This window comes from Helicobacteraceae bacterium, from assembly GCA_031258155.1.
In the GTDB taxonomy this organism is placed as follows: Bacteria; Campylobacterota; Campylobacteria; order Campylobacterales; family SZUA-545; genus JAIRNH01.
On record JAIRNH010000033.1, the window covers coordinates 1 to 11679 of the forward strand.

At 48.7% G+C, this 11679-nt stretch carries 13 protein-coding genes and 2 rRNA genes; 6 read left to right on the forward strand and 9 right to left on the reverse strand.

Annotation, left to right across the window (positions count from 1 at the left end; all coding sequences use genetic code 11):
• Window positions 1–28: 28 nt before the first annotated feature.
• From LBF86_04785 to LBF86_04795, 3 genes are all read right to left on the reverse strand, one after another.
• Window positions 29–205, reverse strand: coding sequence for a hypothetical protein (locus LBF86_04785; protein ID MDR0664821.1), 177 nt, complete (start codon window positions 203–205; stop codon window positions 29–31).
• Between the two features lie 48 nt (window positions 206–253).
• Entirely contained in the window at window positions 254–1516 is a 1263-nt protein-coding gene (gene murA / locus LBF86_04790) for a UDP-N-acetylglucosamine 1-carboxyvinyltransferase (GenBank protein MDR0664822.1), read from the reverse strand.
• Window positions 1517–1621: 105 nt separating this feature from the next.
• Window positions 1622–1942: a hypothetical protein gene (locus LBF86_04795; protein ID MDR0664823.1), complete on the reverse strand. Its 321-nt coding sequence runs from the start codon at window positions 1940–1942 to the stop codon at window positions 1622–1624.
• Window positions 1943–1967: 25 nt separating this feature from the next.
• On the opposite strand from LBF86_04795, the gene LBF86_04800 reads away from it, so the two are divergent.
• On the forward strand, window positions 1968–4136 hold the full coding sequence (locus tag LBF86_04800; GenBank protein MDR0664824.1) for a hypothetical protein: 2169 nt from the start codon (window positions 1968–1970) through the stop codon (window positions 4134–4136).
• An 885-nt stretch (window positions 4137–5021) separates the two neighbouring features.
• Here LBF86_04800 and LBF86_04805 read toward each other — a convergent pair.
• The 3 genes from LBF86_04805 to LBF86_04815 all read right to left on the reverse strand — a co-directional run bounded on the left by LBF86_04805 (window position 5022) and on the right by LBF86_04815 (window position 6883).
• Window positions 5022–5756, reverse strand: a complete 735-nt coding sequence (locus tag LBF86_04805) for an RluA family pseudouridine synthase (protein MDR0664825.1) — start codon at window positions 5754–5756, stop codon at window positions 5022–5024.
• 100 nt (window positions 5757–5856) lie between these two features.
• Window positions 5857–6225, reverse strand: coding sequence for a DUF2325 domain-containing protein (locus tag LBF86_04810; protein ID MDR0664826.1), 369 nt, complete (start codon window positions 6223–6225; stop codon window positions 5857–5859).
• Between the two features lie 100 nt (window positions 6226–6325).
• Window positions 6326–6883, reverse strand: coding sequence for a hypothetical protein (locus LBF86_04815; protein ID MDR0664827.1), 558 nt, complete (start codon window positions 6881–6883; stop codon window positions 6326–6328).
• A 140-nt stretch (window positions 6884–7023) separates the two neighbouring features.
• Here LBF86_04815 and LBF86_04820 point away from each other — a divergent pair, with 140 nt between their 5' ends.
• Complete coding sequence (locus LBF86_04820; GenBank protein MDR0664828.1) at window positions 7024–7635, forward strand: hypothetical protein; 612 nt, start codon at window positions 7024–7026, stop codon at window positions 7633–7635.
• A 130-nt stretch (window positions 7636–7765) separates the two neighbouring features.
• Here the strand turns inward: LBF86_04820 and LBF86_04825 are convergent, their stop codons facing one another.
• Window positions 7766–8413 (reverse strand): XRE family transcriptional regulator, encoded by a 648-nt coding sequence (locus LBF86_04825; GenBank protein MDR0664829.1) that lies wholly within the window; start codon window positions 8411–8413, stop codon window positions 7766–7768.
• A gap of 126 nt (window positions 8414–8539) precedes the next feature.
• On the opposite strand from LBF86_04825, the gene LBF86_04830 reads away from it, so the two are divergent.
• Genes LBF86_04830 through LBF86_04845 form a run of 4 tightly spaced genes read left to right on the forward strand, consistent with a single transcriptional unit; the run spans window position 8540 to window position 10489 of the window.
• A complete protein-coding gene (locus tag LBF86_04830; protein MDR0664830.1) occupies window positions 8540–8797 on the forward strand; it encodes a helix-turn-helix domain-containing protein in 258 nt (85 codons plus the stop codon).
• Complete coding sequence (locus LBF86_04835) at window positions 8794–9084, forward strand: hypothetical protein (protein MDR0664831.1); 291 nt, start codon at window positions 8794–8796, stop codon at window positions 9082–9084. The genes LBF86_04830 and LBF86_04835 overlap by 4 nt, the downstream gene beginning before the upstream one ends.
• An 18-nt stretch (window positions 9085–9102) precedes the next feature.
• Entirely contained in the window at window positions 9103–9486 is a 384-nt protein-coding gene (locus tag LBF86_04840) for a hypothetical protein (GenBank protein ID MDR0664832.1), read from the forward strand.
• Window positions 9487–9529: 43 nt separating this feature from the next.
• The gene (locus LBF86_04845; protein MDR0664833.1) at window positions 9530–10489 is read left to right on the forward strand and encodes a site-specific integrase; all 960 of its coding nucleotides are present in this window, start codon (window positions 9530–9532) and stop codon (window positions 10487–10489) included.
• Between the two features lie 325 nt (window positions 10490–10814).
• Here LBF86_04845 and rrf read toward each other — a convergent pair.
• A 5S ribosomal RNA gene (gene rrf / locus LBF86_04850) occupies window positions 10815–10930 on the reverse strand.
• 268 nt (window positions 10931–11198) lie between these two features.
• Window positions 11199–11679, reverse strand: a 23S ribosomal RNA gene (locus tag LBF86_04855); the annotation flags it as partial.

The window sequence follows — 11679 nt, forward strand, 5'->3', positions numbered from 1 at the left end:
ACTACACCGCGACCTTAATCGAAATCGTTTACCGCGGCCGGCGGATATGTTTTTTTGCCGAAATGGGGTTCCCCCCCCCCCCCCCCCCCGTCCAGCGGGCGGGATTGTTGTCCAGAAAACCGATCGCCTCGTATTTTTGACTAATAGCGGGCAACAGATTTTTCGCGGTGGAGCCGGAACCAAACACAAACGCTTTTTGCTTCATACGCAGCCTCCTTTTATAAAGTCTCGCCATAGTAACGACAAACGGCTTTTACTCTTTTTTGCGTTCGATCTGCGCGCCGATCGCGCGTAATTTCTCCTCGATTCGCTCGTAGCCGCGATCGAGATGATAGATGCGGTGAATGCGAGTTTGTCCGCTTGCGGCGAGCGCGGCGAGGACAAGCGCGCTTGAAGCCCTTAGATCGGTCGCCATTACGTCGGTTCCCTTTAGCGCCGTTTTGCCCAAGATGGTCGCGGTATTGCCGCGCGCCGTTATTTTCGCGCCCATTCTAACAAGCTCGCCTACGTGCATAAAACGATTTTCAAACAGCCGCTCCTCGATCACGCTGCTTCCTTCGGCTTGCGTAGCCAAAGCCATAAGCTGCGCTTGCATATCGGTGGGAAAGCCCGGATATTCGGCGGTAACGATCTCCGTCGGTTTGACGCTCGCGGCGGGCTTGATCGTTATCGTATCCGCGCCGATCTCAAGAGAGAACCCCATCTGAAGCAATTTATCCGTAACGGCGGTCAAATGGCGCGGCTCGACGCTCTCCAAAGTAACGTTTCCGTTTGCGATCGCCGCCGCGCAAAGATAGGTTCCCGCCTCTATACGATCGGCTATAACGTTTATCGGCGGGATATTCAGCGGCGCGCCGTTAGAACCCTCGATCGCGATCGCGTCGGAGCCTATTCCCTCTATCTTTACGCCGCCGCTCGCGATTGTTTCGCATAGCTGAACGACCTCCGGCTCTTTGGCGCAGTTTATAATCTCGCTTTTGCCCTTTGCCAGCGCCGCCGCCATAATCGCGTTTTCGCTGCCCGTAACGGTGATCTTGTCGAAAACGATCGTCGTTCCCTTCAATCCTTGAGGCGCGATCGCGTGAATATAGCCCTCCTCGATAACGATCTTAGCTCCCATTTTTTCCATAGCTTTTAGGTGCAGATCGACTGGTCTTTGCCCGATCGCGCAACCGCCCGGAAGCGAGACGCGGCACTCGCCGTAACGCGCCAGCAGAGGACCTAATACGAGAATGGACGCTCTCATCGTTTTTACTATGTCGTAGGTAGCGGTAACGCGGGCGATCTTGCTCGCGTCGATCGTAACGCTTCCGTTTGCTTTAACATAGCCTCCGCCGAGCAGTTCCAGTAGCCTTAGAAACGTCCTTATGTCGGCGACGTCGGGCAGATTGGCGATTTTTACAGGATTTTTCGACAGGATCGTCGCGGCTAAGATTGGAAGCGCGGCGTTTTTAGCGCCCGAAATCTTTAACTTGCCGTTTAGGGGTTTGCCGCCCGTAATTTCAAGACAGTCCATAGCGAATCCTTGCGATAAACTCTTTGGCGCCAAAGATAGCGTTTAGAATAACCAAAACAGCTTACCATTACATAGCTAACGCGAACGGGGGCGAATTCTTTAGCGCTAAAGATAACACTCCGAATACTCGAAATCGCTTATCATCACGCAACTAACGCGAACGGGGTCTAACGCGCGCTTGCGCCTTGCGATCGGCGCGAATTTGTTCGGAAAATTCAGAATAAAAAGAACCTTAGTCGAGCCGAGCCAACGATAAGCCATAATTTTACACGGGAGTTTTTCGCAACCCGTAGCGTTGACAAAACCCGAAACGCTAACTCTCTCGCCGCGCAGATCGCCGCGATTAACCAGTCCGAAAAAAATATCTTCCGTCTCGGCGCTAAAGAGGGCGTAAGCTAAAATTAAACCGAAAAAGAGCGATTTCATCTTCAAGTATATCGGAAGGTATTAGATGGAGTTTAACCAAGAGTATAGAGTATCCGCTCCGATTCACCACATGATCCTAAGTCAAAATCTCGTCGCGACGTTGAGTAATAGAAGCGTAGTCTATTTTCTCGACCCCGTTAGCGGCAAGCAGTCGCGCGCCCAGTCCTTTTGGCAAGAAGAACAAGACGAGGAGCAAAAGGAGACTTACGCCTATTATCGCGGCGATTCGTCGGGCGGCGATTTCTTGTGCCTTTACCTTCCCAAAGAGATAAAAACGGTTCTGTTTGAATACGACAAAACGTTAGGCAAATTCGCGCAAAAAGCGGAGTTGGAGTGGTCTGCCGCGGCTACGGAGGTATCGGCGTTTTCGTCCGACTGCTCGTTGCTTGCCGTAGGCGATAATATCGGGCAGGTTTGCGTCTATCGCGTGGATATTGGGAAGCTCTTGACAATCGCGCCGCGTTGCAACGAGTATATTTCCGCAGTGGCTTTTAACGGCGACTCCTCGTTAATCGCCTACGGCAGCTTCAAGAAAAACATAACTATTTACGATCTAAACAGGTTCGCGGTGCTGTGCGATTATCTTAACAAAGAGGTCGTTTGCGCCGCGGCGTTTTTGCACCAGACCTCGTTGCTCGTCGTTGGCGGCAGAGATAACCGCGTTTTTTTATTCGATCCGATCAGCGGCTACGTCGTCAGAGATCTTATCGCGACGATCAACTGGCCTATAACGATATACGTTGACAAAGACGATCAGTTTTGCTTTGTTTCCGACAAGACGGGATATTTGTATCTGATAGATTTAAGCGCGCCCGAAGCCGATAAGGAGCCGGTTTTCAACTCAAAAGCGGCGATCGTGGATATAAAACGGCGAGGCGAGGCGATCTATTTCGCCTTCGAGGACGGGCGTATCGCCGTAATCGATCTGTCGATCGGGCGAGAGAAGCTAAAGGAGCTGATCGCTCAACGAAATATGGCGGCTATAAACGAGCTAACGCTCGCCAACCCAATTTTGAAATTCAGCGCGGCGGGATTGATGGATAATATGGACGCGCAATTTGACGAACGTTTTGCAAAAGCGGCGCTAAATATCGCGCAGGGCAAGCCAGACGTCGCAAAATCCGATATGGGCGATCTGTTGAACTATCCCGCGTATAACGCGCGCTTTACTTTTGTATTAAAACACGCCTCGAAGGTGGCGACCTTTTGGCAGATGATTCAGTCCGGACAGTATTACGAGGCTTACACGCTCGCGAACGACGGCGACTTTTATCGCAAGCTGCCGCTGTTCAACCTGATGGAGAATCGCTTCAAGGAGCGATTCGACGAAGCCCTTAAAAACCTGAACGGCGATAATCCCGATCCAAAAAAAGCCAAAGAGGATCTGGCGCTTTATATGAAAATCCCGATCAAAGAGGCGGCGATAAAAAATATGCTTAAAAACCCCGAAATTTTTAAGCGGGCGCAAAACGCCTACGATCGCAAAGATTGGCCTGATTTGGCGAGATTGATAGATAAGTTCAGAATGCTGAAAGACTCGCCGCCGGCTATCGCGTATCAGGAGATGATCAAAAAAGAGACGGAGCGATTTCTGGGCTTTATGGCGGCGGGCAGATACGACGACGCGTTCGCGCCCGCTAAGTTTTTGAAAGAGAACGCAAAAAACGACGCGCCCGCGCTTAAAATCGAATTTGATAAACTGGACATAGTGGCGCGATTTAACGAGATTGTCAACGGCAGGCAATACGGCGCGGCTATGCAGACGGCTATGAAGCATACTTTTTTGATTACCTCTAACGCATACAAACAGCTGGACAAAACGTTAAGCGAACGTTTCAAAGCCGCGCATTTATTCGCGACAAAGCGACATTTTGAGGCGGTGGACAAAGCGCTTCGCCCGTTTTTATTAAATCCGTTTTCGTCCAACCGCGCGATCGGCGTCTATAAAACGCTCTATCTGGAGCAGATTAAGGCGCTAGGCTCGCAAATGCGGCGCAATCACTGGATCAACGCTTTCAAAAACTACGTTTCTCGATTTGGACTTGACGGCGAAATCGATCTGATCGCAAAAAAATACGATCAGGATAAAGTATTAGAGCCGTTTAGGGAGTTCAAAAACTACAATTTTCTCCGTTATCCGCTTATACCCAATATCGTTACCACGCCTTTTTCTAAACCCGCCGCAAAAGCGTGATTATCGCGCCGATCGCCTCTTGCCGCGTCCGGCGGCGGCAATTAAAGTTTCTGGGGCGATAAAGTCGTTTTAGATTTTTGACCGACGTTTTCTAAATTTTTACCGCGTATTTAATCGGAGCTAGTCGAGCGTCGGCGCGCAAAAATTCGCGCGCTTTTTTAAGCCGTCTTTTTTACTCGCGCGAAATATTTGATTTCGCGGCTTTTTCCAGCTATCGCTCGACCCGCGCGATTTTAATGTTGCGGGGTGAAAAAAGAGCGGATAAACGCTACTCGCGTCTTGATTTTCGGCGGCAAACGGGGCATAATTGCCGGAAGCGTTTGGCGCGAGAAGCGGATTTCCGACGGGAGTTAATCCGCGTAAGGACGCTAAGCGAGCCGTTGATCGCCTAGTGCGGAACCGCCGAGCGCTTATTCTACTTCCCATAAATCAACCAACCTTGTCTAAATCGATTCGTTTTGCGATCTTTGTTATGCATTAACGTTCCAGATAATATTTCCGTCGCGCAAAAGCGTAATCGCTATAAACGCTTTACTGTCCTTAAACAGTCCTATATACCGCGTCCCGCGCAAATGTCGGCGTATCGCGTAAATAAACATTTAGGGATTCTCAAACGTCGGCGCGGCGAGATTAGCGTATTTTTCGCGCGCGTTATCCATTTTTACCATGCGCGCGCCAAATTAGGCGAGCCGCTTAACGCATCGATTCGGATATCGCGGCTCTTTTTAATCCGTCCCTAAACGCTCTTTCGATAAAAATCGCGGGTTGCGCGTCGCGGATATTTAGACGCGCGAAATAGTTTGACGTCGCGAGCGTATAATATGGATCGCGTGGGCGCCTTTTTCGCTTTGCCGCAAAATCGAGGGGCGAAGACGATCTAATCGCTTACGCGCCAAAAAGTTCTACAAACTCTTTCGGGCGTTCGGCGGAGATTTCGCGTCCAAGCAACGATATGTAAACCGAATGCAGCATAAGCCGCTTATACGGCTTGCCTCCATAGCGCAAATCCCCCAAAATCGGCAGTCCGATATGAGAAAGATGAACGCGAATTTGATGAGCGCGACCGGTTGGAATCGCGACCTCCAATAACGAGCGTTTGCCCTCAAATTGAAGCGGCTTAATAATCGTAATCGCCTCTCTACCGCGTTTTTCGTCGATAACGCTTTTGGCTTGCGCGCCTTTAAAGGTTAAAACCGGCAGATTGATAACGCGCTCCTCGGTTACCGCGCCGTTGACTACGGCTAGATAGCGTTTGATCGTTTTTCTGCGCTTAAATTCGTCGATCGCACGTTGCAAGAACTCGTCGCTTTTAGCTAGGCATAAAACGCCGCTCGTCTCTTTGTCCAAGCGGTGAACAAGTTTGAGTCCAAGCCGTTTTTCAACCGCGTAGCTCTCCGCGCCTCTTGGCTTGTCGATAGCGATCATTTCGTCGTCTTCGTAGAGCGTTTCGATAGGTTTTGGCTTTTCGATCTTGAAAACCGTATCGACGCTTAGCTCCGATCGCGCGATCTCAAGTCGTTTGCCGCCAACATATACAAACCCGTCGTCAATCAGTCTTTTGGCTTCGCCGTTGCTAATCGCCTCTTGAACGGCTAATAATTTATAGGCTTTTTCGTTCATCGCCGTATTGTAGCCAATCGCTTGCTACAATCAATCGGCGCTACGCCAAAACGTTAGAAAGATCGCGCCAAAAACCGCGCGATACGCGATCGGTCGAACGTTACCTCGCGCCGATCGCGGCGCAACGCTTGAAGCAGCCGCTTTTCTTAGCCGGCGGTTGCGCCGCCGCGGACAACTTCGCGTTTTCAAAACCCAAGCGATCCAACGCGCAAACGATAGAACCCGTGCCGCGTTTAGCGCACACAACGGGAACGTTTTTCTTTTTAGCCTCTTTTTTGAAGTGGTTCATCGCGTTGTGGCTGATATAATCAATCATCATCACTACGCAATCGGCGCATTCTGGAAGTTTGCGATCGCAATCGCGCGCTTTGCGCATATCCCAATGCGTAACCTGCGTAACCCCTCGCGCGTAAAGAACCTCTTTGATCGCCTCGACGCGATCGCCGCCTAACACTAATACGGACTCCATAAACGAATATTCCTTAATAATTCGATTGGCATACTTGACATTATACTCGGTCTTTGCTTTTTTGTCAAGCCAACCGTTCAATACAGACTGATACTAAGTATCATAATTGTAGTCTAGCGAAATTTTCTTTAATTTGCAAGATTAAAATGCGAGCGTTTTGTTTATTTTGCGTAAATTTTTTGCGCGATCGCCGCCTTCGTCTTTGAAAATAGCGTCTATGAACGCGCCGAAGATCGCGTCGCGTTTTGCCGTAGCCGCCTCGTCTAGCCGCCTCCGCTTCCTCTTGCGCCTTCCTAGCCTGCGCTTCTAACTCTAGGCGTTCGGCGAGAGCTTTGCGCGCCGCTTCGTCGGCTATGCGTTGTTGTTCCGCTTGATACTCCAAGATCGCCGATTTGATTTTGCGTTCCGTAGCGTCTAGTATCTCTCTTGGCTCGCGAAATAGGTCGTTGACCGCCTTCGTCGCGTCATTGAGAGGCTTCGTGATGGAGGTTCTGTGCGCCTCGATCTTTTTGCCTAGCTCCTTAATCTTGCGCACAAAGTCTGTCGCTTGGTTAAGCGTTTCGACGCTGTCAATCGTTATAACGGCGTTTGAGAGCGCCCTTGCCTCTGTAGTTACGCTTACCCCGCTCTCTGTATCGTAGCTGACCAACTGTAACATTTGCTGCCCCTTTTATTTTTTTGTTGCGGCTATTTTGCCTAATTGTAAAATAAAAGTCAAGAGGTATTTTAACAATTAGGCAATAAATAACGATATTTATGCAAAAAATTGAAAATTGCAGGAAAAGGAATGCTCTTTGCTTGACTATAGCAAATAAAGAGGAGGCATTTCAGATGATGAGGTTAGCGACGCTGGTTATGCTGGCGGTTGTGTTAGGGTTTAGCGACAATTATGAGTTCTCGCTTAGAGAATATATAGACGGCAAGGAAACGCTGATAGCTACAGATAATAATCGACTTGGCGATTATATAGATTTATCGTCATACCAATCGTGGGACGGCATTTTCCTAAACTTCGGCTACAAAAAATCTTATGGCAGTAAGGTCGAGGCTGGAATAGAAGATCGCTTTAACAGTTCTTACAGGAATGGTTTTATAGATTTGTCGCGGACTATATTGACACTCGACAACGACGTAAAAATAACGTTAAAATGGGAAGATATTTCAAGAGGTAGCGGCAAGAACGCAAGATGTTCGCGACTTAGCTCTTGTGCTACCGCGCAGTTTGAATATGGAACGACGTTTATAAAGTTATCCGACTTAGAAAAAATAGCTAACGCGACAAACGTTCAAGTTACAATTGTCGGCGCTCGACAATCTATTACATTAGCGGGGTTTAATATTGATAAAAACTTCATTCACAGAACAAGAGAGTTTTTAGAAATGGTTAAGCTAGAAAGAAACAAAAAATAACAAGGCGAGGCTGACAGGCGAAGTGGTTAGCGGATAATAGAATACTCACGAGGTATTTTGTGTGTAAAAAAACGCGAAACAATACACACAAACGCTTGATATAGATTAGAATATCAGCTTGTTTTACGTCTTATATTTCGCCTAAAATCCGCAACCGAGCGGCGCGGTTATTGAACTGAGCTTTATTGACGCTGACGACTTTTGTCATTTTTAGATCGTTAGCCTCGTCGTCGTCGAGCCTAATCGTCAGCGTGCGAAAATCAGGCGTGAGGTTGTAGGGCTTCAGACGGATCAGATTTGATTTTTCGTCTTTGAGCAACACCTTGATCGCGCTCTCGCTCCTTATCTTATAATGCACTATATCGCCGTGTAGAATAGGCGCGCTTGGATCGCATACTACCTCGTCGCCGTCGTCTATCTCTGGAGACATACTATCGCCGCAAGCTACGACCGCATATAGCTGGTCATTCCAATAATCGGCGCGATAGTAAGTTTCGCGCGCCTCTCCTACCTCGATCCTTTCGGGCGCTCCGCACGAGACCGCGCCTATTATCGGGATCAGCTTGACGGGATAGATTTTCTCGCCCATAAGGTAGTCTATCGATACGTCTAGCTTTCTTGCGATACTCACAATCTTATCGTCGGGGATTTGGCGCTTGCCGCCTAAATAGTGGGTTATCGAACTTGAACTAACGTTTAGCTCTCTTGCCAAACGCGATCGCGCGCCCCTATCGCCGTATTTCGCCTTTAGCGCTCTCTCTAGTCTCTCCGCGTCCATTTTTAACCTCGTTTCGACGCAATTTTAACGTCGGTTTATTGCCTATACGTGAAATAATCGGCAATTCAGCAAAAAAGTTTAGGCTAACCTCTTGACTTTTATTTTACAAATAGGCAAGATAACCAAATGAGAAAAAGGTTTAAGATCAGTCCAACCGATATTTCCGAGAAAACGGGCGTTTCCATTCCCTCGGTTTGCAATCACCTGAAGGGGAAGCGTTCTCCTCGTCGCGAGACGCTAGAAAGATACAGAGCGGCGGGCTATCCGCTAGAGCCGTTTATTTTCGGGCTTGATTACGCGAGGGAACACGGGATCAGCCTTGGTCAAGGAGATCAAGAGGCTAACGAAACGCCGCCGAGTTCGGCGCAAAAGGAGACGGAATGAACATATTAGACGGACGGCTGCGAGAGGAAATCGCCGCCATAGTTAGAGATGAGCTGGAGGCAAAAGAGAAACGGGAAAACTATGCCTATGAAGCGTATTGTGTAAAGAAATGGAGAGATGAATTGTCCGCCGACGAGTTAGCCGAAGCGTTAAAGCTAGACGGCGACGAATACAAGGCGCTCTTTGAATACGCTATCGTTACGTGGGGGAAAAAACGCAAAGAGCGCACACGCTATGCTAAGACGCTTCATTGGTTTTCAGAGCTTCCAGAGAGACGCTCTTGCTAATCTCTCTAAGTCCGACTAATGCGCCTAAGCCATAACGCAGTTATCGCGGAACAAGCGGTCGAAGCTATCGCGTCGATTATGGAGGTCGCCCTTAATCAGATCGCGCAATCTGTAAAAGACTCCGACGGCTGGCTAAACGAGAGGCAAGCCGCCGAATATCTAGGGCGATCCTTGTCGTGGCTTAAGAAACGCAAACGTCTGGGCGAGTTTATAGAAGGGCGGCACTTTTACCAAAAAGAGGGTATTCTGTTCTATCGCAAGGAGGCGTTAGATGTTTGGGTGCGCTCGGATAAGGAAGGAGAGATTACGACCGATGGCGACACTCTATGCGAATCGGGGAAGGCTGTTCATAAGTCATTATTTGAACGGGCGAAGGATAAGAAAGGCATTAGGAATTGCTGACACCCTAGAAAATAGGGCAGAAGCTAAAAAACTGCTACCTGAAATGGTGAGCGAGCTAACGTCTGAACGCATTCCTAAGAAACGGACTTTTAACTATTACATAAGGTCATTTCTTAAAATCAGGACGTCGCAAGGCATTAAACCCGCCACCATTGAAAAATACTCCGCGATAGCTTCACGCTTAGACGCTAAATTTGGTCGGTTTCCCATAAGCGACCTATTAGGCTCTGACGCGCGAGACTATTTTGCTAATCTAGCGCTTCGTCGTTGCGCGAAAACTACGCGCGATTATCTTAGCGTTTTTAGAGGTATTTTTCAAGAGGCTATTTACGACGGATCGGCGCATTACAATTTAGCCGACGTTGTGAGGTTGCCAAAAGAGCAGAAAGCGGAGGTTGATCCATTTTCAGCGAGAGAAGCGGCGCTGTTGTTGCAACATAGCGACGGGTGGCTTCAATCGTTGATCGCTTTGCTGTGCTATACGGGAATGCGCACGGGAGAAGCTATAGCTCTGAAATGGGAGAATATTTTTTGGAGCGCGAACTTTATCCGCGTCGTAGCTACGCGAAGCAACGGAATGGACGGCGAACCAAAGACGGCGAATTCAAATCGGACGATTCCGATTTTTGAACCGCTTGAGCCGTATTTGCGCGCGCAACGAGATCGCGCGTTTGAACGCGGCGTGAAAAGCGATTATGTTTTTCTAACCGACGCGGGTAACGCTTGGAACGATACAAAGAATATCGCTAAGCTGTATTGGCGACCGCTGTTGCGACGGCTAGGGTTGAAAAACAGGCGTTTATACGACCTGCGCCATACCTTCGCTACAAATATGCTAGATAGCGGCAGATATCCAGCGAGCTTAATCAGCGAATGGTTAGGGCATAGCGACTTTAGTATGATATTCAAGCGCTACGCCAAACTAATTAAAGGCGAGAGGAAAACGTTTGACCGCGCTTTTGATTATACGTTGGGCGAGTATGCGGACGGACAGAAAAGATGAGCGGTTATTGTAACGAAGCTAGATGTGGAGAGGCTTCGTTAGGCTATACACGCCAGAGAGAGAGGATAAACTTAACCAAAGCTGATGTTTTAGCGTTAGTTAAGAGAGATCGGTTTGAATCCGTCCGAGGCGCTTGCGATCGCATTTATATCCTTACTTGCAAGATGAAATTTATCAAACGCAATATAACCAAATCAAACTTGGACTAATCAATTGAATAAAAAATTACCGCCGTCCGCGTCCGTCATTACAATGACTTCCCACCTTTCGCAAAACATTCCATAAAAACCCAAAGTTAAATAATTAAACGAATATAAACAAAGACCCCCGGCAACGCCCTACTTTCCCACGATCGTCGATCGCAGTATCATCGGCGAAGCGGCGCTTGACTTCCAGGTTCGGAATGGGACTGGGTATTTCCGCCGCTCGATAATCGCCGGAGAAGAGAATAGTCGTTAGTTTAACGATTGCGATTTGCGTTCAATCGTTTAGATTGCGTTTTTCGCTTCGTTCGATCGCTTTCAATCGCAATTCTTCGATCGCTCGCCTAAACTCTTTTAACTACTCTCTTCTCTAGCGCGGGGTCTTATATTAAGAAGATATAAGACCTATCGTCAATCCTAACGCAAATCCTCTCTAATCAGGTTCGTTTTTAGGATAGGTATCGCTATCTATCCTCTAATCTCTGAATGAACGACGCCCGAAAGACTTAAAAAAGCCAAACGGCTTATTAGTATCGGTCAGTTGAACGCGTTACCGCGCTTACGCCTCCGACCTATCAAACAGATAGTCTATCTGTAGCCTTCGGGGAGCGTTCATCTTGGAGTCGGCTTCCCGCTTATATGCTTTCAGCGGTTATCGCATCCGCGCTTAGTTACCCGGCGATGCTCTTGGCAGAACAACCGGTTCGCCAGAGGCGCGTCCATCTCGGTCCTCTCGTACTAGAGATAGCTCTCCTCAACGCTCCTGCGCCCACGGAAGATAGGGACCGAACTGTCTCACGACGTTCTGAACCCAGCTCGCGTACCGCTTTAATTGGCGAACAGCCAAACCCTTGGGACCTGCTCCAGCCCCAGGATGCGATGAGCCGACATCGAGGTGCCAAACCTCCCCGTCGATGTGAGCTCTTGGGGGAGATCAGCCTGTTATCCCCGGGGTACCTTTTATCCTTTGAGCGATGGCCCTTCCAC

Bases quoted from the DNA above. Each gene is read 5' to 3' on its own strand.
- LBF86_04785 (MDR0664821.1), bottom strand. From the start codon at position 205: ATGAAGCAAAAAGCGTTTGTGTTTGGTTCCGGCTCCACCGCGAAAAAT.
- murA (MDR0664822.1), bottom strand. From the start codon at position 1,516: ATGGACTGTCTTGAAATTACGGGCGGCAAACCCCTAAACGGCAAGTTA.
- LBF86_04795 (MDR0664823.1), bottom strand. From the start codon at position 1,942: ATGAAATCGCTCTTTTTCGGTTTAATTTTAGCTTACGCCCTCTTTAGC.
- LBF86_04800 (MDR0664824.1), top strand. From the start codon at position 1,968: ATGGAGTTTAACCAAGAGTATAGAGTATCCGCTCCGATTCACCACATG.
- LBF86_04805 (MDR0664825.1), bottom strand. From the start codon at position 5,756: ATGAACGAAAAAGCCTATAAATTATTAGCCGTTCAAGAGGCGATTAGC.
- LBF86_04810 (MDR0664826.1), bottom strand. From the start codon at position 6,225: ATGGAGTCCGTATTAGTGTTAGGCGGCGATCGCGTCGAGGCGATCAAA.
- LBF86_04815 (MDR0664827.1), bottom strand. From the start codon at position 6,883: ATGTTACAGTTGGTCAGCTACGATACAGAGAGCGGGGTAAGCGTAACT.
- LBF86_04825 (MDR0664829.1), bottom strand. From the start codon at position 8,413: ATGGACGCGGAGAGACTAGAGAGAGCGCTAAAGGCGAAATACGGCGAT.
- LBF86_04830 (MDR0664830.1), top strand. From the start codon at position 8,540: ATGAGAAAAAGGTTTAAGATCAGTCCAACCGATATTTCCGAGAAAACG.
- LBF86_04835 (MDR0664831.1), top strand. From the start codon at position 8,794: ATGAACATATTAGACGGACGGCTGCGAGAGGAAATCGCCGCCATAGTT.
- LBF86_04840 (MDR0664832.1), top strand. From the start codon at position 9,103: ATGCGCCTAAGCCATAACGCAGTTATCGCGGAACAAGCGGTCGAAGCT.
- LBF86_04845 (MDR0664833.1), top strand. From the start codon at position 9,530: ATGGTGAGCGAGCTAACGTCTGAACGCATTCCTAAGAAACGGACTTTT.